Source organism: Streptomyces sp. VTCC 41912 (genome assembly GCF_045799175.1).
GTDB lineage: Bacteria > Actinomycetota > Actinomycetes > Streptomycetales > Streptomycetaceae > Streptomyces > Streptomyces albulus_C.
The window spans coordinates 127,381-147,957 of the sequence record NZ_JBJMAB010000001.1; the positions used below are offsets into that span (position 1 = coordinate 127,381).

The 20,577-nt window shown below is 69.5% G+C and carries 22 protein-coding genes; 14 read left to right on the top strand and 8 right to left on the bottom strand.

What is annotated here, in order from left to right; translation table 11 throughout:
• Window positions 1–158: 158 nt before the first annotated feature.
• The 4 genes from ACJ6WD_RS00600 to ACJ6WD_RS00615 all read left to right on the top strand — a co-directional run bounded on the left by ACJ6WD_RS00600 (window position 159) and on the right by ACJ6WD_RS00615 (window position 3,668).
• On the top strand, window positions 159–1,340 hold the full coding sequence (locus tag ACJ6WD_RS00600) for a serine hydrolase domain-containing protein (RefSeq protein WP_407614915.1): 1,182 nt from the start codon (window positions 159–161) through the stop codon (window positions 1,338–1,340).
• 118 nt (window positions 1,341–1,458) lie between these two features.
• The gene (locus ACJ6WD_RS00605; protein WP_233656649.1) at window positions 1,459–2,187 is read left to right on the top strand and encodes a hypothetical protein; all 729 of its coding nucleotides are present in this window, start codon (window positions 1,459–1,461) and stop codon (window positions 2,185–2,187) included.
• Between the two features lie 122 nt (window positions 2,188–2,309).
• Entirely contained in the window at window positions 2,310–2,858 is a 549-nt protein-coding gene (locus ACJ6WD_RS00610) for a hypothetical protein (RefSeq protein WP_407614916.1), read from the top strand.
• A gap of 90 nt (window positions 2,859–2,948) precedes the next feature.
• The gene (locus ACJ6WD_RS00615) at window positions 2,949–3,668 is read left to right on the top strand and encodes a VWA domain-containing protein (protein ID WP_376436099.1); all 720 of its coding nucleotides are present in this window, start codon (window positions 2,949–2,951) and stop codon (window positions 3,666–3,668) included.
• Here ACJ6WD_RS00615 and ACJ6WD_RS00620 read toward each other — a convergent pair.
• Window positions 3,665–4,243, bottom strand: coding sequence for a TetR family transcriptional regulator (locus ACJ6WD_RS00620; protein ID WP_331249066.1), 579 nt, complete (start codon window positions 4,241–4,243; stop codon window positions 3,665–3,667). The two genes, ACJ6WD_RS00615 and ACJ6WD_RS00620, sit on opposite strands and share 4 nt — an antisense overlap.
• A 71-nt stretch (window positions 4,244–4,314) precedes the next feature.
• Here ACJ6WD_RS00620 and ACJ6WD_RS00625 point away from each other — a divergent pair, with 71 nt between their 5' ends.
• A complete protein-coding gene (locus tag ACJ6WD_RS00625) occupies window positions 4,315–5,349 on the top strand; it encodes an amidohydrolase family protein (protein WP_407614917.1) in 1,035 nt (344 codons plus the stop codon).
• Window positions 5,350–5,405: 56 nt separating this feature from the next.
• Here the strand turns inward: ACJ6WD_RS00625 and ACJ6WD_RS00630 are convergent, their stop codons facing one another.
• The gene (locus tag ACJ6WD_RS00630) at window positions 5,406–6,302 is read right to left on the bottom strand and encodes a DUF4190 domain-containing protein (RefSeq protein WP_407614918.1); all 897 of its coding nucleotides are present in this window, start codon (window positions 6,300–6,302) and stop codon (window positions 5,406–5,408) included.
• Window positions 6,303–6,710: 408 nt separating this feature from the next.
• Between ACJ6WD_RS00630 and ACJ6WD_RS00635 the strand changes: the two genes are divergently transcribed.
• Both ACJ6WD_RS00635 and ACJ6WD_RS00640 read left to right on the top strand, forming a co-directional pair.
• On the top strand, window positions 6,711–7,613 hold the full coding sequence (locus ACJ6WD_RS00635; RefSeq protein ID WP_407615100.1) for a serine hydrolase: 903 nt from the start codon (window positions 6,711–6,713) through the stop codon (window positions 7,611–7,613).
• 409 nt (window positions 7,614–8,022) lie between these two features.
• Complete coding sequence (locus ACJ6WD_RS00640) at window positions 8,023–9,237, top strand: cytochrome P450 (RefSeq protein ID WP_407614919.1); 1,215 nt, start codon at window positions 8,023–8,025, stop codon at window positions 9,235–9,237.
• 612 nt (window positions 9,238–9,849) lie between these two features.
• On the opposite strand, the gene ACJ6WD_RS00645 is transcribed toward ACJ6WD_RS00640, so the two are convergent.
• The 3 genes from ACJ6WD_RS00645 to ACJ6WD_RS00655 all read right to left on the bottom strand — a co-directional run bounded on the left by ACJ6WD_RS00645 (window position 9,850) and on the right by ACJ6WD_RS00655 (window position 13,403).
• Window positions 9,850–11,334 carry a HEPN domain-containing protein gene (locus ACJ6WD_RS00645; protein ID WP_407614920.1) on the bottom strand — a complete coding sequence of 495 codons (1,485 nt, stop codon included), beginning with the start codon at window positions 11,332–11,334 and terminating at the stop codon, window positions 9,850–9,852.
• An 835-nt stretch (window positions 11,335–12,169) separates the two neighbouring features.
• On the bottom strand, window positions 12,170–12,562 hold the full coding sequence (locus ACJ6WD_RS00650; protein ID WP_376436113.1) for a M48 family metalloprotease: 393 nt from the start codon (window positions 12,560–12,562) through the stop codon (window positions 12,170–12,172).
• A 4-nt stretch (window positions 12,563–12,566) separates the two neighbouring features.
• Window positions 12,567–13,403: a M48 family metalloprotease gene (locus ACJ6WD_RS00655; RefSeq protein WP_407614921.1), complete on the bottom strand. Its 837-nt coding sequence runs from the start codon at window positions 13,401–13,403 to the stop codon at window positions 12,567–12,569.
• On the opposite strand from ACJ6WD_RS00655, the gene ACJ6WD_RS00660 reads away from it, so the two are divergent.
• The gene (locus ACJ6WD_RS00660; protein WP_407615116.1) at window positions 13,328–13,771 is read left to right on the top strand and encodes a hypothetical protein; all 444 of its coding nucleotides are present in this window, start codon (window positions 13,328–13,330) and stop codon (window positions 13,769–13,771) included. The two genes, ACJ6WD_RS00655 and ACJ6WD_RS00660, sit on opposite strands and share 76 nt — an antisense overlap.
• The gene (locus ACJ6WD_RS00665; protein ID WP_407614922.1) at window positions 13,737–14,183 is read left to right on the top strand and encodes a pentapeptide repeat-containing protein; all 447 of its coding nucleotides are present in this window, start codon (window positions 13,737–13,739) and stop codon (window positions 14,181–14,183) included. Before ACJ6WD_RS00660 ends, ACJ6WD_RS00665 begins: the two co-directional genes overlap by 35 nt.
• A gap of 842 nt (window positions 14,184–15,025) precedes the next feature.
• Here ACJ6WD_RS00665 and ACJ6WD_RS00670 read toward each other — a convergent pair.
• From ACJ6WD_RS00670 to ACJ6WD_RS00680, 3 genes are all read right to left on the bottom strand, one after another.
• Window positions 15,026–15,232, bottom strand: a complete 207-nt coding sequence (locus tag ACJ6WD_RS00670) for a hypothetical protein (RefSeq protein ID WP_407614923.1) — start codon at window positions 15,230–15,232, stop codon at window positions 15,026–15,028.
• Window positions 15,232–15,474: an integrase gene (locus tag ACJ6WD_RS00675; RefSeq protein ID WP_376436128.1), complete on the bottom strand. Its 243-nt coding sequence runs from the start codon at window positions 15,472–15,474 to the stop codon at window positions 15,232–15,234. Before ACJ6WD_RS00675 ends, ACJ6WD_RS00670 begins: the two co-directional genes overlap by 1 nt.
• Before the next feature lie 83 nt (window positions 15,475–15,557).
• The gene (locus ACJ6WD_RS00680) at window positions 15,558–15,980 is read right to left on the bottom strand and encodes a YjbQ family protein (protein WP_233656640.1); all 423 of its coding nucleotides are present in this window, start codon (window positions 15,978–15,980) and stop codon (window positions 15,558–15,560) included.
• 169 nt (window positions 15,981–16,149) lie between these two features.
• Here ACJ6WD_RS00680 and ACJ6WD_RS00685 point away from each other — a divergent pair, with 169 nt between their 5' ends.
• The 5 genes from ACJ6WD_RS00685 (at window position 16,150) to ACJ6WD_RS00705 (ending at window position 20,551) form a co-directional block, all read left to right on the top strand.
• Window positions 16,150–16,242, top strand: a complete 93-nt coding sequence (locus tag ACJ6WD_RS00685) for a putative leader peptide (protein ID WP_317623392.1) — start codon at window positions 16,150–16,152, stop codon at window positions 16,240–16,242.
• A gap of 154 nt (window positions 16,243–16,396) precedes the next feature.
• Window positions 16,397–17,269: an ABC transporter permease gene (locus tag ACJ6WD_RS00690; protein ID WP_233656639.1), complete on the top strand. Its 873-nt coding sequence runs from the start codon at window positions 16,397–16,399 to the stop codon at window positions 17,267–17,269.
• A 14-nt stretch (window positions 17,270–17,283) separates the two neighbouring features.
• Window positions 17,284–18,096, top strand: coding sequence for an ABC transporter ATP-binding protein (locus tag ACJ6WD_RS00695; protein ID WP_376436436.1), 813 nt, complete (start codon window positions 17,284–17,286; stop codon window positions 18,094–18,096).
• 171 nt (window positions 18,097–18,267) lie between these two features.
• Complete coding sequence (locus ACJ6WD_RS00700; protein ID WP_376436133.1) at window positions 18,268–19,344, top strand: ABC transporter substrate-binding protein; 1,077 nt, start codon at window positions 18,268–18,270, stop codon at window positions 19,342–19,344.
• A 1-nt stretch (window position 19,345) separates the two neighbouring features.
• Entirely contained in the window at window positions 19,346–20,551 is a 1,206-nt protein-coding gene (locus ACJ6WD_RS00705) for an LLM class flavin-dependent oxidoreductase (protein WP_407614924.1), read from the top strand.
• Window positions 20,552–20,577 lie beyond the last annotated feature (26 nt).

A 20,577-nucleotide genomic window follows, 5' to 3' on the forward strand; every position in this document is an offset into this window, starting at 1 on the left:
GGAGCCGCCGCGCGGACGGGCCGCCGGCTGACCACCGGGGGCTGTCCCCACCGGGCCCGGGCCGGCTGCCCGGATGGCGCGGCGGGCCGTGGCGGCGCAGTCTGAGCGGGTCCGGGTTTCCGAGGCGCGGCCGCAGGGTCGCCGCGGGAGGGGTCGCGATGACCGAGCGTCTTCGGCGGGCCCCGCGGGTCCGCGTTCCGTCCGGGACCGGGCGCCGGGGGATCGCGACGGTGATGGCGGCGGCCTTCGCCCTGACGGTGAGCGGGGCGCTGCCCACGCCGGCCGGGCCGGCCAGGGACTCCGGCGACGTCGTGCGCGAGGGACTGCGCCGCCTGGTGCAGGACGACCGTTTCCCCGCCGCACTGGCGACCACCACCGACCGGGACGGCCGCGCCCACACCTACGCGGCGGGTGTGGCGGACGTGACGACCGGGGCGAAGGTGCCGGCGGACGGCCAGGTGCGGGCGGGCAGCAACACCAAGGCGTTCACCGCCACGGTCGTCCTGCAACTGGTCGGCGAGGGCAGGGTGGCACTCGACGCACCCATCGAGCGCTACCTGCCGAAGCTGGTGCGCGGCGCAACCGCCGACGGCCGCCACATCACGGTCCGTCAGCTCCTGCAGCACACCAGCGGACTGCCCAACTACACGGACTACCTGGGCGACTTCGCCGCATACCGCCACACCCACCTCCCGCCACGCGCACTGCTCGACCTGGCCCTGGCGCACCGGGCGCTGTTCGCCCCCGGGACGAGCTGGTCGTACAGCAACACCAACTACCTCCTGGCCGGCCTGCTCGTCGAGCGGGTCACCGGCCGCCCGTTGGCCGAAGCGCTCACCCACCGGGTCATCGACCGCATCGGCCTGCGCCACACCTACGTCCCCGGCCCGGGCGACGAACGCCTCCGGGAGCCCCACCCCGAGGGCTACCAGCCGTCCGGGACCGCGGGCCCGCTGACCGACGTCACGGAGGAGGACCCCGCCTGGGCCGGGGCCGCCGGTGCGCTCGTCTCCACCCCGGGCGACCTCAACCGCTTCTTCCGCGCCCTGCTCGACGGCGCACTCCTGCGTCCCGCGCAGCTCGCCGAGATGCGCCGCACGGTCGCCGCCGCCTCCGGTCTGTGGCCCGGCGCCAGGTACGGGCTCGGGCTGATCGGCACGCCACTGCGGTGCGGCGGCGTGATGTGGGGTCACGGCGGTGACATCCCCGGATACCGCACGCGCACCGGCGTCACCGACGACGGCCGGGCCGTCACGGTCGCGGTCACCGCCGACCCCGCTCCCGCCCCCAAGACGCCCGACCACGCCCTGTCCCTCCTGGACACCGCCCTGTGCGCCTAGCGGCCGACGGCCCGCCGCACGGTGCCGGCCGTGACCGGCCTCCCCCATCCCCGGACCGGGCGCGCGCACCGTGGACTAGGGTGACTGCCAGCCTGTGACCAGGGTTTTTCAACGGGGGATGCGTGACGTGGACGCCATAGTCTTCAACCTCACGACGGCGGCGCTGATGGTGCTGACGTTCAAGTGCGGCCTGCTGTTGGTGGGTGAGGGAACGGTGCGCCGCCGGCCGGTTCCGTGGGCGGCGATCGCGCTCACCCTCGTGGCCGTCGCCGCCGTGGTGCTCCAACTGGCCTGGTCCGGCGCGATGGACGCCCTGGACGACGATCCGCGCAAGTCCGGCTGGTGGCGCGTGGTGACCTCGGTGTTCCTTCAGAACGGCGGTTTCTCCGGCGGCGCCTGGAACATCGTCACCCTGGCGGTGATCGCCGCGCTGGCGCAGTGGTTCTGGCGCGGCCCGCTGATGCTGGTGCTGTTCGCCGCGGGCGTGCTGCTGCCCCAACGCATCGACGCGCTCTTCGGCGAGGCCGCCCGCAGCACCGACCCGCGCAACTTCGCGGGCAGCTCCGGCGCGACGTACTTCCTGGCCGCCACCCTCGCGGCGGGCCTGTTGCTGACCGGCCCCCGGGCCAAGGAACGACTGCTGGCGCTGGCGGTGCCCGCGGCCGGACTCGCGATGTGGCTCGCCCAGGAGAACGGCCACGGCCTGGTGGCCTGCTACGGCTTCGCCGTCGGCGCCGTCGTCCTCCCGCTCGCCCGCCGGCTGCCGCACCCGCCCGTACCGGCCGCGGGCGTCCCCACCGCGACCGCACCGGCGGACGGCCGGCGCGACGCCCCGGCACCGCAGTGAGCACGTACGAGCCACCGTCGGGGACGGGCAGACCGGCGGTCGGGGCCGCCCCGCGGCGCTGCGCGGAGTGCGGCGGGTACGCGTACGGAGGTGCACCGGCCTGCGGTGCCTGTCGCGACCTGGTGGACGGCATCCTGGAAGCCGCGTGGGCCGCGTTCCTGCGCCGGTGGGACCTCGGCGGTGACCACCCGACCGACCCGAGCGCGCCGCACGACGACGAGGTGGCACTGGCGGAGCTGGTGGTGTCGGAACCCGACCGTCATGACTGGCGGGTGGTGGACGCCGCGCTCGACCGGCTCCGCTGCTCGACGTGCGGAGACCGCCTGAGCCGCGGCCCCGTCGGCTGCCCCGCCTGCGACCTGGCGCACGGATTCCGCTACGCCGCGATCGAAACGGACCGGCCGGGCGTCGTCCCGGGCAACGAACACGCCGTCCGGGTCAACGTCTCGGTGGTGCGGCGGCCCCAGTTCAGCTCCGCCGACGAAGTCCTCGCCAGGCGCCTGCTGTTGCCGGTCCTCCTGGTGGGTCTGCTGCCCACGACCGAGGCGGCCCAGCGCGTGAACGCCCTGGTCAAGCGGAGCCCCCCGGAGCGCAGGGCCGCCGTCCTGGAACAGGCCGTGGAGGAGCTGCTCGCCCACCGACGCACCACCGGCGGACGTGCCGCTCCCTGAGCCGCACCGGGAGGTGGCCCCGCCCGGCGTCCCCGTGTCGCTGCGCCGCCCGGGGTGCGTAGGCTCCCGGGAGGGAAAGGAGCACGATCGATGAGTCCGTTGGGTCTGGAGAAGGTGCAGCAGACGGCGCCGCCGCTGGTGAACCTCTACAAGCAGGCCGGGGTGAGCCTGCGCAAGCACGGGCTGCACGGGCAGCGGGCCGCGGTGTACCTGGTGCTGGACCGCTCGGGTTCGATGCGGCCGTACTACAAGGACGGCACGATGCAGCACCTCGCCGAGCAGGTCCTGGCCGTCTCCGCGCACCTCGACGACGACGCGGTCGTCCCGCTGGTCTTCTTCTCCACCGACGTCGACGGGGTGCACGAGATCAGCCTCGATCACTACCGGGGCCAGGTGGCCGCCTGCCACGAGCAGTTGGGGCACATGGGGCGCACCCACTACGAGGCCGGGATGGACGCCGTACTGGACCACTACCTGGCCTCCGGGGCGAGCGCCCCGGCGCTGGTGGTGTTCCAGACCGACGGCGGCCCCACCAGCCGGGCCGCCGCCGAGAAGTGGCTGTGCAAGGCGGCCGCGCTGCCGTTGTTCTGGCAGTTCATCGGCTTCGGCGACCCCGACCACCGGGAGTTCGACTTCCTGCGCCGGCTCGACGAACTCCCGGTGCCCGGCCGGCGGGTCGTCGACAACGCCGGCTTCTTCCCCGCCGGCGCCACCCCCCGCCAGCTGCCGGACGCCGAACTCTACGACCGGCTGCTGGGCGAGTTCCCCAGCTGGCTCGCCGCCGCCCGGGAGCGGGGCATCGTCGACTAGCGGGCGTGCGGCGGCCGTTCCGCGGCGGCCAGGTCCGCGCCGAGGACCGTGGTGAGCCACGGCCGCAGCACCTCCTCCCGCTGCCGCGGGGAGATGTCGGCGAGCGCCTCCAGGTCGAGGAAGTGCCGCGCGAGCGTGAGTCCGAGGATGCTGCTGACGGTCAGCGCCGCGCGGAGTTCGGCGTCGCCGGCGTCACTGGTGCGGGCGAGGTTGCGGACCCGCTCGTCGAGGAACTGCTTCATCGTCCGCGTCGCCTCCGGCGCGGTCAGCATCGAGCGGACCAGGGCGCGGGTTTCCGGCGGGAGCCCGCCGAGGCGGACGTCGAGGACGTCGGCGAGGTGTTCCGCGACGTCGTCGTCGGTGCTGTCGCGGTCCAGTCGGATGGCGAGGGCGAAGAGGTCGTCCTTCGAGCCGTAGTGCTGGATGACCAGGGAGGGGTCGACGCCGGCCCGTTGCGCGATGGCGCGCACGGTCGTCCCTTCGAGTCCGTGCTCGCCGAACTCGGCCTGCGCTGCTTCGAGGATCCGTCGGGCGGTGGCGGCGCGTTTGGCGGCGCGTGTCATCGGTTCGTCCACACATTTGACTCTACAGTCGTTGAGCGAGTCTGTTACGTTCACTCAACAGAGCATGAGCCAAAGGAGCGTCGATGCGCGTCATCACCATCGAGGAGCACTGGACCACCCCCGGCATCGACCGGGCCCTGCGCACCCAGCCGCCCGCGTTCCGCGACGAGAGCGTGGCGTTGAACGACCGCGGCGACATCCCTGCCCGACTGTTCGACATCGGCGAGCAGCGGATCGCCGCGATGGACGCCGCAGGCATCGACCTGCAAGTCCTCTCGCTCGCCCCGCCGGGCACCCACGGACTCCCGCCCCGCGAAGCCGTCGCGCTGAGCCGCGAGGCCAACGACCTCGCCAGCGAGGCGGTCGGTCGCCATCCGGCGCGGCTGCGGGCGATGACGACGCTCCCGATGTCGGATCCGGACGCCGCCGTGCGCGAGCTGGAGCGGACCGCGGGCAGCGCCGCACACATCGGAATCATGTCCTACGGCCGCAGCGGCGACCGTCCGCTGGACGACCCCGCCTACGACGAACTGCTGGGCACCGCGGCCGCGTTGGGCCGGCCGGTGTTCCTCCACCCGCAGATCCCACCGAACGCGGTCCGGGACGCCTCCTACCGAGGCTTCGACCCGACCGTCGAGCTCGCGCTCGCCACCTTCGGCTGGGGTTGGCACATCGAGGCGGGGCTCGCGGCGCTCCGACTGATCCTGCGCGGCACCTTCGACCGCCACCCGGACCTGCAGATCATCCTGGGGCACTGGGGCGAGATGGTGCTGTTCGCCCTCGACCGCGTGGACGGCCTCTCGCACGTCGCGACCCACCTCGACCGCCGCGTCGCCGACTACTTCCGCACCAACGTCCACCTCGCGACCAGCGGCATGTTGACACCCCGGCTGCTCCGCCACGCGCTGGACTTCACGACCATCGACCGGATCCTGCTCTCCGGCGACTACCCCTTCCACCGCTTCGACGCCGCGGCGCTCGCCGACTTCCTCGGCACGCTGCCCGACCCCGAGGACCGGCACCGGATCGCCCACGCCAACGCCGAGGCCCTCTACCGCCTGGAGTCCCCTTCGCTCTGCGCTGACGACGAGGCGGCACGCACCGCCGAGCGGTCCTGAACGCCGCAACGCGCCAGACGCTCGCCGATCGGCACCCCGGTTCCCCGCCGTCCCGCTCAGGAGGTGGGCCCGCTCCAGTACGCGTCATCCCACTTCGCGACGTCGGGAGTGAACTCGACCTCCATCCGGTCGGCGGCGCCGGGCGGCAGGGAGAAGGCGTAGACGCCCACGGCCTTCCGCCCGGGGAGGAGGTAGCCGTCGAGGACCTTCTGCCGCCCGCTCCCGTCGATCACCAACTGCGTCGACGCGCCGTCCGCGTCGTTGACGTCGGGCAGTCCGGTGGTGATGGAGGCCCGCTTGCTGCCGGCGTTCTCCACGGTGATGGTCACCTGGAACGCCTTGTTGCCCTCGGCATGGCCGTTGGCGAAGGCGTCCGGAGTGAACGGCTCCGGCTTGGCGACCGTCACCTTCAGGCCGTCACCGAAGGCATACGACTGACCGAAGGTCAGATGGCGCGCCTTCTCGGCAGCAGCCGCCTCCTTCTCGGCCGCCTCCGCCTTCCTGCTCGCCTCGTCGGTGACCTCCTTGACCTCCCGACGGGCGTCGTCGACGGCTTCCTTGACGATCACCACGGTGAACACCCCGGCGGCCGCCGCCATCACCAACCCCAGGATGCCCGTGATCACGCCGGCGAGCGCCATGCCCTTACTGGTGGCCCGACCGGCACGCACCTGACTCAGCCCGACGCCACCGAAGATCACCGCCAACAGGGCCGGCAACCACGACAACCAGAACAGCACGATGAACAGCCCGAGCACCATGCCCACCAGACCGAGCACCAGGGCGGCGATGGGCATGCCGTTGGAGGGCCGCCGGCCCCAGGTCGGTGCCGGGTACGCCGGCACCGGCGCCGGCGCAGCGGCGTCCTCGGTGGCCGGCGGCGCCCACGGGTCGCGCTCCGGCACCTGCGGGTCCGCGGACGGCGAACCGTCCGGGGAGACGGGCGTGGTCATGCAGAGTCCTTCAGCCGTACTTCTGGGTGAATTGTCAGACCATACCAGGGTTTTTACTTTCTCATTACTTCGCGCGAGGGGGCGCGTCCGCAGCCAGCCGCCTCACTCCTGGAGCCCGCCAAGCCCCCGGTGACGACAGAACCGGGGGGCGCACAACCGGGGGGTGGCACAACCAGGGGCGGCACAACCGGGAGGTGGCACCGCATGTGCACCTCCGAGCCATGGAACCGCCTTCCACCGCCAGGCGTGTTGAACACATGAACGACCGTACTGCGCGGGGCCCGGACCCATGACCGGCCGGGCCCCGCAGGCATGAAGCGACAAGGAACCACACTCTTGCCCAACCGAATACGGATCCGCGTCCGCGGATTACAGCGTGCCTCGGCAGCGACAGCCCTCGCCGCGGCGATGACGTCGACCCTCGTGGCCGCCACCCCGGCGAGCGCAGCGCCGGTCTCGACGAAGGACCAGGCGGGCCCGCAGGTCGTCTGCACCTCCGCCAAGCCCGGCCTCGCCGACCAACTCACCCACGACATAAGGACGGTGGTGACGTCCCCGGAGGTGACGGGAAGCACCTCGATCGCCTTGTACGACCGGGTCACCGAGACCAGTTGCACCTACGACGCCGACCGTCAGCACGACTCGGCCAGCGCCGTCAAGGTCATCGTGCTGGGCGCCCTGCTGCGGCAGACCCAGGACGAGCACCGTGCGCTGACGGACACCGAGCGCGCCCTCACGACAAAAATGATCACCGAGTCCGACAACGACGCCACCACGACGTTGTGGAAGCAACTCGGCCTCGACCGCATCAGGGAGTTCCTGCGCCTGGCGGACATGCAGCGCACCGTCCCCGATCCGGACGGCTACTGGGGTCTGACCCAGATCAACGCCACCGACCAACTCACCCTGATGAAGCTCTTCACAGCCTCGAACCCCGTCCTCGTCGACGACTCCCGGACCTATGCACTGGACCTGATGAACAAGGTCATCCCCAGTCAGCGCTGGGGGGTGCCGGCCGGCGCGCCGAGCGGGGCGACGGTCCACGTGAAGAACGGCTGGCTGCAACGCACCGGCGGCGGCTGGCGGGTGCACAGCGTGGGCGCCTTCACGGGACAGGGCCACGACTACGGGATCGCCGTCCTGACCTCGGACCACGCGAGCATGCAGGCCGGCGTGGACGTGATCGAGAACCTCGCCCGCAAGGTCCACGCGGACCTCAACGGAACCCGGGTGATCACCAGCCAGAAGCTGCGCAGCCGGACCCTGCCCACCGTCTCCGACGGCTCGCTCGTCCCCGAGAACGCCCGGTAGTCCACCTGCCACACCTCACGTGAGACCGAGCGGTGCGACGAACCCGCCCGCCCTCCATGGGCAGCGAACCCGTACACCCCGGTCCCACACCTCCTGGTTGGCGCCCTCACCGGCACCAACCAGGAGCCGGCCCGGCCGACATCACTCGCCTCGATGCCGCAGAACGGCGATCTGGGCGCCCACGACGGCGCGACCGCCCAGAACCAACGGATCACCCCGGCGCGTACCGAGCGCCGCTGAGGGTACGGGAAGGCCCTCGGCGGGAAGGATGCACCGAGCCGACCGCACGGCCCCGGCGTCCGACGCACCGCGCTCACGCCGAGGCACGGGACAGGCACGCAGGCATGGGGCCAAGGACGGAGCCGCGGAGGGACGGCGGCGCGCCCGGCACCGTCTTCGGACAACGGAGGTGCTGCACGTGGACGGCGAGGACAGGGACTACGGTCGCCGCAAGATCGAGCGGGAGACGCCGGCGACGGGTTGCCCCGTATCGCGCGCGGCGGACGGCAGTTGGCAGGTGCGTGGCTACGACGAGGCGCGCGCCGTGCTGCGCAGCACCACCACCGTGCAGGCCGGCCTCGGCATCGAGAGCGTCGAGGGACTCCCCTCGCGCATCCGGCGACCGGTGCTCTACCGGGACGGGCCGGAACACCGTGAGCACCGTCGACAGACCGCCCGCTTCTTCACACCGCGCCACGTCGACCAGCACTACCGCGACGTCATGGCCCGCGCCACACGGACCCAACTGGGCCGCCTCACGGCCACCGGCCGGGCCACACTGTCCGACCTGGCCTTCAACGTGGCGATCGAAGTGGCCTGTGCCGTCATCGGCCTGACCGAGAGCCGACCCGGCATCAAGCAACGGCTGGAACGCTTCTTCCCCGAGGAGTTCGGGACGCCTGGGCTGAGGAGCCTGCACGGCATCTACTGGACGATCCGGCAGAGCACCAACTGGCTGCGCGTCCACCTGGGAGACGTACGACCCGCCGTGCGAGCCCGCCGCCGCCGTCGCCGCGACGACCTCATCTCCCACCTGCTCGACGAGGGCTGCTCGACCAGCGAGATCCTCGGTGAATGCCTCACCTTCGCCGCGGCCGGCATGGTGACCACCCGCGAATTCATCAGCGCGGCCGCCTGGCACCTGTTCTCCGACGCCGAACTGCTGACGCACTATCAGGCAGCGGACGAACCCGGCAGGATCGCGGTCCTCAACGAGATCCTCCGCATCGACCCGGTCATCGGCCGCCTCAGCCGCCGCACCACCGGACCTCTCGACGTGCCCCGCAACGGCGACGAGCCCCTGACGGTGCCGGCCGGAGAACGCATCGACATCCTCCTCGACCACACCAACCTCGACGAACGGACCATCGGACCACGCCCCCAACACATCCGCCCCGGACGCGCCATGCGCGAGGGCGCCCGTCCTCCCGGCCTGTCCTTCGGCGACGGCCCGCACAAGTGCCCCGGAATGCACATCGCACTCCTGGAAACGGACATCCTCCTCACCAGCCTGTTCGCCCTGCCAGGACTCCGCATGGCAACACCACCCACCATCGGCTTCATCGACGGCATCGCAAGCTACGAACTACGCCACTGCGTCGTGGAGGTCGACACCACGCCTTGATCCGGCCGGCGACGAAGGACGACCGGACGACGAAGCGCAGCCAACACACTCGAAAGCTCCCGCGGCCGGCCGAACTGGACGCGGCTTCGAGCAAACAGGCAGAACCTAGGCGAGAAAACTCAACCGCACCCGCCGCCGCGGATTGTCCACGTTCGTGTCCGTGAAGCTCCGTTGGGGCAACCCCAGGATAGCGACACGCAGGCCGCTTTAGTTGGTAGGCGCCCGCCCAGGTAAGGCACCCTACGATGTGGGCCGCCGAGGAGGCGTCGGACTGTCTCGCGACATTACCGAAGTGCGAGAAGTCGATGTCTACGCGGACTTTGCCGTGGGCTTGAACAACCTGGCCATCCGGCTTGCCAGGTGAGCGATCAATGGCCTCCCGAGGTTCCGCACTCGGCGGCGGTTGCCGGATCTTCCCGGATCCAGGCAGTAAGGCCGATTTACATCAGCACGATGAAGCTCCTGGCGCGGGCTACCTACAAGACTGACTACGTACGTGAGGCAAATGCGACAGTGACTGGGGAGCCGATATCAACGGGATAGGACCGGAACAAGTGGATGAGTTACCGGCAGCTTGGACGTTTACTCCACCCGCGGGTCGAAAGAGCCGGCTTAGGAGTCCACCCCGGATATGCTCAGCCAGTCCCGTGCACTCCTGGCCGTAGCGCGCAACTGCGGGTGGTCACGCACGACCTCTCGTTGACGTTCGGCTGACAACCCGAGTTCGTTCAGCAGATTCAGAATAACCACCGCAGTGGTCACGTCCACAATGGCGATCAGCTCTTCGAGCTCGTGGTTGGGGGTTCGCCCCTCATGGGCCAGATCGTTTCGCGCTCGAGTCGTGCGCCTGGCCCACCGGTCCACGTCAGGCACGAGCGTGGCCAACGCTTCCTGGTCGGGACGGGCCGCGAGTGCGTACAACCGGTCTCTAAGCGTCGGGTCATTGCGGAGGGAGCCGCGGATCCGCTTCCTGTGCTCCTCAGGCACTTGAGCCAGCATCGCTTCCCGCATCGGCTTGAAATCCTCTGGTGGGATCGGCGGTTCATCCATGTCAAAGCCACGGTGCAGCACCTCAGCCGCTCCTACCGCCGTCAGAAGATTGTTTTCAACATACCGTGCTGGCGCGTATCGAAGCCCCAGAACCATGTTCATCGCGGGCTGCAGCTGCTCATGAATATCACACCAGCGAGGGATGATCTCCTCAAAGGCTAGAGCCTCGCACGTGAAGAACACACGATGATGAGCGACTGCCTTCGCATCGTGCTTCCCGATCACAAAGGGCGAGTACAGCACGTCAACATTCCGCTCCAACTGCGGCCCGCCGGACTCCGACGCAGCATCGTCCGAGGCCAGTTTCAGGCGTACCCAGATCATGCCTGCAGCACGGTGAGTGGCAAGGGAGATCAGGTCTTGCATCAACCGGGCATAGCCAATGGCATCATTCAATGAGGACGCCTCGCGCCGGGTGATCTGCATGTACGCGGTATCTCGCATGCGACCAACGGTTCCGCCCCGACGCTGGTCGAAGAACGGGAGCGTGTGGCGGTGCGTGAGCACGAACTCAGTCCCGTCGACTTCGACCGACTGCGCCTCCACGGGCTTAACGGAAATGGTGCCACTCCCATCAGGACACCCGCCGGGCGCACCGATGAACCCCTCGAGAACAGACGATGCCGCCCAATGTCCAAGGTCCTCCACCGACACCTCTGTCGTGGAGAACGCCGCCTCGTCTTCACCGCCGACGTGCGCCCCGATGAGTGCCGTCGTTGCCAAGACGGTCTGCTTGTCGGGGGTCTTCACCCGCGCGCCGAAGGTCCGCTGGCTACCGCTGGGAAGACAGCCGAAGAGACTGATCTCACGCTGATTTGCGGCGCCATGGATCACACTCCACGTTCGACGGCCCTCATGAACCATCAGCACACCGGGAGCGGGCTTCGTCGTGACTCGGTCCTCGAACGCGCCGATCAAAGAGAGTGTCAAGCCGCACTCGGGCTCGTAGCGGAGCACGCCTGGCACCTGGTCCGCAGGGTCTTCCGGCAGCCACCACCAACCAGCCCACTCGCCTGACGCATCGAGATTCAGCGGGTCGCTGCCCATCGTGACCGCCTTCCTGTCATACAGAAGCGTGCGTTCGCAAGTTCGCGCACGGTGCTCTACCCAATTTATCCCTGGGTTGTGCCACGCAGAAGAAATCAACTTGGGCTGGCGACAAGGCGCGGCTCCGGGCGCTGATTGAACCACTCCCGTTCTGATAGAGGCTTGGTTGTGTCCCGGCTTACGTGGACTCGATTTGCTGGACGCTGTGCGATCCAGGGATCGTCCTCATCTCGAACTCGATAGGTGGGAGCATTCCACCTGGACATCCGCCACACTGTCCCGTTGATCTGACAGGGACGGGGCGTCAGCTGTGGTGTGAGGTCCGGCTGACGACGGGCTGACACGATGCCGTCGGGTACGGGCTCGGGCCCGTACCCGACGGCGTACTCATGGAGGGCCGCCTCACACCTCGCCAGCGTCCAGCCGTCGGACCACGTCGAGCACGTGCCGTGTCAGCTGGGGCTCGGGACGGTGGTCGCCCAGACTGTCCTGGCCGCCGCGGTAGTAGGAGAACGTTTCCCTGGCCAGAACCGCTTGGCGTCCGCGTCCGAGACACCCGCTGCCGAAGGCCCTGGATCGCGCGAAAGGTGCGGCTGTCGGCGGCGTCCGCCACGCACATGGCACCGTCGATGCCTTGGTAGGTGATCTCGCCGGCGCCTTCGCATGTGCACGAGTCGGCTTGGCCGGTGAAGTAGCTGCCCCTGTTGTGCACCAGGACCGGTGTCGATCTGGCCCGCACATAGACGGCACCTGCGGCAGCCACCCGTCGGCTGAGCAGCACAGGGCCCGCGAGGGTGCGGTGGCAGCGCAGCCCAGAATCCGACTTGGAGTAGATTCATCGCCGCTCCAGATGCGGTGCCAGGTGGTGCAGGCGTGTGTGGTAGTCCGGGTGCGAGGACAGGAGCTTGCCCGAAAGACTCCGGCTACCGCCGCGAGCGGCAGTTCCCGGGTCAATCCCAACCGTCTTGCCGCACCCGGACAGAACGGAAGCCGTCGCATGCCCGCTCTCCCGCTCCGCCGCCTGCATCATGTGCAACACCTCGGCGAGCATCGGCCCGAAGCCAGCCACTACTGCATGGTGATCCGCCCTCAGTTCGGTCCGACGGGTCACGGCAGCGAGCAGATACGGAGCGGCCACCAGTGTCAGGGTGAGGAACCAGTACTCCCACGCGACCGCCAGCACGATGGCGCCCACCGCAAGAAGCAGCGCTGCTGCCCAGAGGCTCATGCGCTCACGGCCCATGACGGTGATGAGCCGGATCAGCCCCCCGGCCACGCAAACCGCCCCGGCGCCGCATACCACTCCCCAGAATGAAGGACCACGCATGACCGCGGACATGGTGCCCCAGCTCATGAGCGAGGACGGCGGCCAGCTGACCATCAGACAGACGCTCCAGTGAAAACCGGGTGACGCCCAAGATATGACTGGCCGCGGCCAGGGAGTTGAGGTGATCACTGTCCTCGATCCACAGCTCGTAGGCGCGGCCGTCCACACCTGTCCGCGCCGTCACTTCACGCCACAGCGGTTCCAGCCGGTTCAATTCTCCGGGGGTGGGATGACGGAGATTCAGCAGATGACGGGCCAGGCTCTCTCGGTGGGCCGGTGAAACGCCATGGCGCCTGAGGCAAGCCAGAGCAGGATCCCCAGCCAACCTATGCCGGGGAACCCCCACATCGGGCAGGTGGACTGGACAATTCCACGAGCGGCGCCGGCCACCCCGCTGAAGCGGGCCACACGGGCAGCGGCGGACACAACTCCCGTGAGGGGCCCTCTGTCCCGCACCAGAGCGGTGGTTCAGTTCATGAGGCCGTGGCTGGACCAGGTGCTGGAGATGCGCCGCATGAGCCATCGCCCGGGGGCATCGACTCCGATGCAGCACGAGGGAGCGAAGGGAAACAGCCTCCCTCAGGCCATGATGCTGGTCGTCCGAACGAGCCACTTCCGGAACTGACGGCACAAGAGCGGGCCGACCACTGGGGCCACCTCGATGTCGTGGAGCAGCACAACCGTGACGATTTCGATCACCTACAGCGCGACCCGGATAAGAACGGCGGGATCTCAGAGCCATCGAAGGATGAAGCCAAGGCAGGGCTGGACCTTCGTAAGCAGGACCGACTTCCTGACGACATTCAGCGTCCCACAGAAGCTGATCGCGGAGAGTTCCACTCACCGACTCCTGAAAAGTACTACGACATCAAGGGAGTTCATTCCGACTGGCCACCGTTCAGTAATGTTCGAGATAAGTCACAGCCATTGAGGGGCGCCTATAACCCATCCAACAACGGAAGGTGGGTAAAGAAGCTTTCCGAGCAGATCGTCGACAAGGGGCGTATCTCTATCCTGGACGCCCGCAATGCACATCAAGGGGCGATCGACGACATTAAGTCCATCGTCCGGAAGAATGGCTGGGAAGATGATGTCATCTGGTACCCGTAACGGCTGGGCGCCGCGCGCGCTTCCTGCCGACCCCGTTGCCTCGGAGCGCCTGCAGGAATGGCTGCTTGCGACTGATGAACAAGGACTCGACGCGGTAGGTCTGGACTTCAGCGGCGCAGACCTGTCAGGTGGCAGCTTCCGCGAGTCGTGGTTCACCGACGCGAAACTGACCAATGTGAACCTTGCGGGGGCGGACTTCTACCGCGCCGATCTTTCAGGGGCCAATCTGGCTGGCGCCTCACTAATTCGCACCAATCTAGATGATGCGGTCCTGCGGGGCGCAAACCTAGACGCAGCCGATTTCGTAAAAGCATCACTCTATGGGGTGGACGCTTCGGATGCAAGCTTCCGCGACGCTCGACTGATGGGCGCATCTCCATTCTGGACGCGAGTATCTGCGGAGCAGACCTGACGAATGCTGCAGTTCAGAAAACCTCTTTTCACGTCAGGGTTGACGAAAGAACGATCCTGCACGGATTCTCGGGTTCAATTTTTGGACCAGCCGAATTCATCGGAGAGCGGGGGTAGCTCAGGAGGTCAGCAGTGCTGATCTTGAATGTTGGATCCGGGAGAAGGGTGGAAATGTGAACGTTATCTCAAGAAAGCCCCTGGAAGGCCCTCATACGTCTCAGGAAGACCAGCAGGAAGATGACAGCTGACGCGTACTGAGGCTTCGGCCCGCCCGGCTAGCGCCCCAGTGGTGATCGAGTACAAGGAGGGTTCCGACAGCGGCGTGCTGTCGCAGGCCGTTTCCTCCCTGTCATGGTTGGAGTCGGCGCACCGTGAGGTCGAGGCGCTCGTCCGGAAGGTGTTGGGCCCGGAGGATGCCGAGTCCATCGACTGGCGTCGTCCCCATATGGTCTGCATCGCGGCCAGCTTCTCCCATCACGATCAAGTGGCCGTGCAGCGGCTGCCCGAGCGGATCGACTTGGTGCGCTATCGCGTCTTCGAGGGGGACCTGTTGAGTCTGCTGCTCGTGGACTCCTCGCCTGGTTCGCCGAGCGCTGCTTCGTCTCGGCGGAGGAGGGGGCGGGACGCAGCAGCCGACAGTGTGCCGACAGTTCCGGTGGTTGCCGCATCGCCGGGGCCTGGCCTCGTCCCGGACTGCCTGCGGAACCTGTACGCGGAGCTGGACGACGCTCTCACGGCGTGGGGCGAAGTCGAGGTGGCGCCCCTTCGTCACTACATCCCCTACCGGCGGTTGGTGAACGCAGCATCGGTGATCTTTCGCCCGAAGCACGAGGTGATTCTCGTCTACCTCAGCCTTGATCCGGGCGCCGTCACGCTGGAGTGCACGCCCCATGCCTCCATGGTGAAGCGGTTCTCGTCGGTGGGGTCGTCCAGATCCCACGGGCCGTCGTGGCCGTACGTGACGAGCAGCTTGCCCTCGTCACGCATCTTGTAGCCGGTGTTCAGGCAGTCGACGACGTTGTGGCCGAGGCGGTCGACGGCGGCAGCCATCAGACCGTCGTACGAGCCCCGCTCGTCACGGAGCCAGGGGCCAGCTTGGGCCGGGTCATCGGGTCGGTGGCGCCCGACACCTCCCAGTCGTCGGCCCAGCCGATGATGTGCGCCCCGACTGACGCGGCCACCAGCACGTCTTGCCGCTGGCGCTCGGGAGAGGACGCGGCCGCCTTGACGCAGGAGAGCCGGCGCACCCCGAGCAGGCATTTTCCGCAACCGACACAGGGGCGTTCGAACACGATCTGGTCCGTACCGTGCAAGGCTTCCCCGTCTCGGGTGCGAAGGGTACGGAGAAAGCGCGGCCGCCCCAGGGCGATCTTGGTTAGCCGAGGAAACTCAACCGCACCCGCCGCCGCGGATTGTCCACGTTCGTGTCCACCAAACACACCGACTGCCAGGTCCCTAGGGCGAGTTCGCCCGCGAGGACGGGGAGGGTGGCGTGTGGGGGGACGAGGGCGGGGAGGACGTGGTCGCGGCCGTGGCCGGGGGTGCCGTGGCGGTGGTGCCAGCGGTCGTCCGCGGGGAGGAGGTCGCGGAGGGCGGACAGGAGGTCGTCGTCGCTGCCGGCGCCGGTTTCCAGGAGGGCCACGCCCGTCGTCGCGTGCGGGGTGAAGATGTTGAGCAGGCCGTCGCGGCCCTGTGCGGTGTCCCGGAGGAAGGACAGGCACGCCGCGGTCAGGTCGTGGACCGTCTCCGTGGAGCCGGTGTGTACGTCGATTTCTCGTGTCGTGAAGGTTGCAGCCATGCGGCGATCTTCCCAAACGGTGGCGGGCGCGCGTCGGACGCCACCGGCGGGGAGTGGGGGTAGCCGGTTGCGGGTGGTGGTGGCGGGCGGGCAATGCTGTGGCAACAAAGGTCCAGTGGCCGAGACGGGGGTTTGACCGGTCTCTGCGGGCGGCGCTACGTTCGGCGGCATGTCTACGTCAGCCCTGCTCACCACGCGCGGTCACATCGACCTGCTGCGGGTGGCCTCCGCCGCGTGTTGCCGGCGCGGCCGCTGTTGCTGACGTTCCCTCCGTTCGCGTTCTGCGGTTCTCGCTGAGTTTTCCTTCCTGTGCGTGCCGGGTGCCTCGGGCGCCGGATCCGTGATGCGTGCGCGATGACGCGGCCTCGCGGTGCGGCGTGATGTGCTCGCCCGGTGCCCGTGTGTCTGGGGTGTGTATGAGCGGTGAGCAGGCTGCCGTGGCCGGGCGGGTTGCGGTCGGGGCGTCGGTGGTGCCGGGCGGGGCCGTCGAGCTGTCCCGGGTGGTGCCGGTGTCGGGACGGCGGTGGGTGGTGCCGCGGTGGGTGCGGCGGGCCGTGGGGCCCGTCGGGCTGGTCGTGGTGTGGCAGGCGTTGAGCGCCGGCGGGGTGCTGCCGGCGGACCTGTTGGCGTCGCCGGTGGACATCGCCCGGACGGGCGGCGGTCTGGTCGCGGACGGGACGTTGCCGTCGGCGATGGGGGTGTCGCTGCAACGGGTGCTCGTGGGGCTGTTGTTGGGCGCGGTCGTCGGGATCGCGTTGGCGTTGGTGTCGGGGCTCTCGCGGCTGGGTGAGGATCTGGTCGACGCGACGGTGCAGATGTTGCGGTCGATCCCGTGGGTGGGGGTGATCCCGCTCTTCATCATCTGGTTGGGGATCGGTGAGGCCCCGAAGATCGCGCTGATCGCGGTCGGGGTGGCGTTCCATCTGTATCTGAACGTGTACGCCGGCATTCGGGGCGTGGACGCGCAGTTGGTGGAGGCCGGGAACGCGCTCGGGCTGGGCCGGTGGGGGTTGGTGCGGCACGTGGTGCTGCCCGGGGCGCTGCCCGGCGCCATGACCGGGTTGCGGTACGCGTTGGCGACCGCCTGGCTGGCGCTGGTCTTCGGTGAACAGGTCAACGCCGACGACGGGTTGGGCTTCCTGATGAACCAGGCACGGGAGTTCTTCCGCACCGACGTGATCGTCGTGTGCCTGGTGGTCTACGCGGTCCTCGGGCTGCTCGCCGATTTCCTCGTCCGTACCCTCGAAAGGCTGTTGTTGCAGTGGCGACCGACGTTCACGGGGCAGTGAGCCCCGAGGCAGGAATCCCCCACGGGAGCGGAACCGGTGCGCCGCCGCCCGCGGATGCCCCGGGCGGCGTGCGGCTCGCCGTGCGGGTCGCGGAACTCGTGCGGGAGTTCGACGGGCGACCGGTCATCGACGGGCTTCAACTGGAGCTACAGGCAGGCGAGTTCGTGGCGTTGCTGGGACGCAGTGGGTGCGGGAAGTCGACCCTGTTGCGGGTGTTGGCCGGGCTGGATCGGGAGATCCGGGGCGAGGTGTGGGTCCCGCGGCGCAAGGCGGTGGCGTTCCAGGCACCGCGGCTGATGCCGTGGAAGCGGGTCTGGCGGAACGTCCTGCTGGGGCTTCCCGGTCGCCCCGAACGGGCCGCGGCCGAACGGGCGTTGGCGGAGGTCGGGCTCGATCACCGGGCGGATGCCTGGCCCAAGACGCTCTCCGGGGGCGAGGCGCAGCGGGCGTCGCTGGCACGGGCGCTGGTGCGCGATCCGGATCTGCTGCTGCTCGACGAGCCGTTCGGCGCGCTGGACGCACTGACCCGGATCAAGGCGCAACGCCTGGTGTCCGAGGTGTGGCAGGAGCGGGGGTGCGCGGTGCTGCTGGTCACCCATGACGTGGAGGAGGCGTTGTTGCTGGCCGATCGCGTCCTGGTCATGGAGGACGGCCGGATCACGTCCGAGACGGTGGTGGACCTGCCCCGGCCCCGGGATGTCGCCGATCCGCGGTGCGCCGCGCTGCGCACCCGACTGCTCGCCCGTCTGGGCGTCACGGACGCGGACGGCGACGGGGAGGGGGCGGCCGATGCACCGACGAAGGAGCGGACGACGGTGGCTGCCTGAGGCGTCCGGCCGCGCGCTCCGCGTGCGGCACGGCCCCGAGCCCCGGTCACCGTCCCCGTCACCGCCCCGGCACCACCTCGACCCCCGTCACCCCACTCCCACTCCCACTCCCACTCCCCCTTCGCCCCTCCCTCTTTCCCACCACAGCTCGGCAGAACGGACGGACCTCTCATGAGACCTGCACTCACCGGCGGTCGGGCGGCGGGACGCCGTCGGCTCGCCCTCGCGCTGGCGGCGCTGCCCCTCGGCATGGCACTGACGGCCTGCGGGGGCGCCTCGCGCGCCGACGGGGCCGGGGGCGGCGTGGGCGGGCACACCGACGGCAAGGGGTCGCTGACCCTCAACGTCGGTGACCAGAAGGGCGGTTCGGAGGCGATGCTGCGGGCCGCGGGCGAGTTGGACGACCTGCCCTACAAGATCAAGTGGTCGACGTTCACCTCGGGGCCGCCGCTGCTGGAGGCCGTCAACGCGGGGGCGGTGGACGTCGGGGCAGTCGGCAACACGCCCCCCGTCTTCGCGGGGGCCGCGCATTCGAAGATCAAGGTGATCGCGGGATCGCACAGCCGGTCGGACGGCGAGGCGATCCTGGTGAAGAAGGACTCGCCGCTGAAGAGCCCGGCGGAGCTGAAGGGCAAGTCGATCGCGGTGGCGCAGGGCAGTTCGGCCCACTACCAGTTGGTCGCGTCGCTGAAGGCGGCGGGACTGTCGCCGAAGGACGTCACGCTCAACTACCTCCAGCCGGCGGACGCACTGGCCGCCTTCACGCGGGGGAAGGTGGATGCCTGGGCGGTGTGGGACCCGTACACCTCGCAGGCGCTCGACCAGTCCGGTGCCCGCATTCTGACGACCGGTCAAGGGTTGGTGAACGGCCTGAGCTTCCAGGTCGCGGCGCCCGCCGCACTGGACGACAAGGCGAAGGCGGGGGCGCTGAAGGACTACACGACACGGCTGCGGCGGGCCCAGAACTGGGTGTTCAAGCATCCGACGGACTGGGCGAAGGCGTGGGCGAAGGCGACCGGGCTGCCGGAGGAGGTGGCACTGGACGCGGTCAAGCGGACGAGGGGGACGGCGGTGCCGGTGGCCGTGGACAAGGCCGCCATCGCCTCCGAGCAGCGGATCGTGGACGCGTTCGCCGCGTTGAAGCTGATCCCGAGCTCGTTCGACTTCGGGGAGTTGGTCGACCCCCGGTTCAACGGCGGTCTGCCGCCTTCGGGAACGGCGCCGCGCACCTACGGAAAGGCCCACTGACATGTCCGTACACCTGCACTGGTTCCTGCCGACCGGCGGGGACGGCCGGACCCTCGTCGACCGGCACGCGTACACCGACGGGGGCGTCCGGCGGGAGCGGATCACCCCGGTGAGCGGGGTGCGCGCCCCGGACGTCGAGTACCTGGCGCAGATCGCCAAGGCCGCCGAGCAGTTGGGGTTCGAGGCGGTGCTCACCCCGACCGGCACGTGGTGCGAGGACGCCTGGCTGACGACGATGGCGCTGACTCAGGTCACCGAGCGACTGAAGTTCCTGGTGGCGTTCCGGCCGGGGGTGATCTCGCCGGTGCTGGCCGCGCAGATGGCCGCCACGTTCCAGCGGGTCTCGCGGGGGCGGCTGCTGCTGAACGTGGTCACCGGCGGGGACTCGACCGAGCAGAAGCGGTTCGGGGACCACCTCGACCACGACCAGCGGTACGCCAGGACGGACGAGTTCCTCCAGGTCGTGCGGGGGGTGTGGAGCGGCCGGCCGTTCGACTTCGACGGCGCGCACTACCAGGTCGAGGGCGGGCTGACGGCCCTGCCGCCGGACCCGCTGCCGGAGGTGTTCTTCGGCGGGTCGTCGGCGGCGGCCGGGCCGGTGGCCGCGCGGAACGTCGACGTCTATCTGACCTGGGGCGAGCCGCCGGAGCAGGTGCGGCAGAAGATCGACTGGATTCGCGGCCTGGCCGAGCGGGAGGGCCGCACGGTCCGGTTCGGGATCCGGCTGCACACCCTCTCGCGGGACACCTCGAAGGAGGCATGGGCAACGGCGAACCGGCTGCTGGACGACCTCGACCCGGACACCGTCGCCGCCGCCCAACAGGCTCTGGGCAAGAGCGAGTCCGTCGGGCAGCAGCGGATGCTCGCGCTGCACGGCGGCTCCCGGGACAAGCTGGAGATCTCGCCCAACCTGTGGGCGGGCGTGGGACTGGTGCGGGGCGGCGCGGGGACCGCGCTGGTCGGCAGTCACGCGGAGGTGGCGGACCGGATCGAGGAGTACCACGGGCTCGGCGTCGAGCACTTCGTGCTGTCCGGGTACCCGCACCTGGAGGAGGCGTACTGGTTCGGCGAGGGCGTTCGGCCGGAGCTCGCCGCGCGGGGGCTGGTGGACGCTGGGCCGGCCCCGCTGGCCGGGGTGCCGGCGGCGAACGGCCGGCCGGCCTCGGCCCCCGGCGGGGCGCCGCTGCTGCTCGCGGGCGGGCGCTGACCGGCGCGGGGGGGCGGGGTGGGGTC

What these genes read in the sequence shown, in the direction of transcription:
- ACJ6WD_RS00600 (WP_407614915.1), top strand. Translation starts at nt 159, where the DNA reads ATGACCGAGCGTCTTCGGCGGGCCCCGCGGGTCCGCGTTCCGTCCGGG.
- ACJ6WD_RS00605 (WP_233656649.1), top strand. Translation starts at nt 1,459, where the DNA reads ATGCGTGACGTGGACGCCATAGTCTTCAACCTCACGACGGCGGCGCTG.
- ACJ6WD_RS00615 (WP_376436099.1), top strand. Translation starts at nt 2,949, where the DNA reads ATGAGTCCGTTGGGTCTGGAGAAGGTGCAGCAGACGGCGCCGCCGCTG.
- ACJ6WD_RS00625 (WP_407614917.1), top strand. Translation starts at nt 4,315, where the DNA reads ATGCGCGTCATCACCATCGAGGAGCACTGGACCACCCCCGGCATCGAC.
- ACJ6WD_RS00630 (WP_407614918.1), bottom strand. Translation starts at nt 6,302, where the DNA reads ATGACCACGCCCGTCTCCCCGGACGGTTCGCCGTCCGCGGACCCGCAG.
- ACJ6WD_RS00635 (WP_407615100.1), top strand. Translation starts at nt 6,711, where the DNA reads ATGACGTCGACCCTCGTGGCCGCCACCCCGGCGAGCGCAGCGCCGGTC.
- ACJ6WD_RS00645 (WP_407614920.1), bottom strand. Translation starts at nt 11,334, where the DNA reads ATGGGCAGCGACCCGCTGAATCTCGATGCGTCAGGCGAGTGGGCTGGT.
- ACJ6WD_RS00650 (WP_376436113.1), bottom strand. Translation starts at nt 12,562, where the DNA reads ATGAGCCTCTGGGCAGCAGCGCTGCTTCTTGCGGTGGGCGCCATCGTG.
- ACJ6WD_RS00655 (WP_407614921.1), bottom strand. Translation starts at nt 13,403, where the DNA reads ATGGCTCTGAGATCCCGCCGTTCTTATCCGGGTCGCGCTGTAGGTGAT.
- ACJ6WD_RS00665 (WP_407614922.1), top strand. Translation starts at nt 13,737, where the DNA reads ATGGCTGGGAAGATGATGTCATCTGGTACCCGTAACGGCTGGGCGCCG.
- ACJ6WD_RS00670 (WP_407614923.1), bottom strand. Translation starts at nt 15,232, where the DNA reads ATGGCTGCCGCCGTCGACCGCCTCGGCCACAACGTCGTCGACTGCCTG.
- ACJ6WD_RS00680 (WP_233656640.1), bottom strand. Translation starts at nt 15,980, where the DNA reads ATGGCTGCAACCTTCACGACACGAGAAATCGACGTACACACCGGCTCC.
- ACJ6WD_RS00685 (WP_317623392.1), top strand. Translation starts at nt 16,150, where the DNA reads ATGTCTACGTCAGCCCTGCTCACCACGCGCGGTCACATCGACCTGCTG.
- ACJ6WD_RS00690 (WP_233656639.1), top strand. Translation starts at nt 16,397, where the DNA reads ATGAGCGGTGAGCAGGCTGCCGTGGCCGGGCGGGTTGCGGTCGGGGCG.
- ACJ6WD_RS00700 (WP_376436133.1), top strand. Translation starts at nt 18,268, where the DNA reads ATGAGACCTGCACTCACCGGCGGTCGGGCGGCGGGACGCCGTCGGCTC.
- ACJ6WD_RS00705 (WP_407614924.1), top strand. Translation starts at nt 19,346, where the DNA reads ATGTCCGTACACCTGCACTGGTTCCTGCCGACCGGCGGGGACGGCCGG.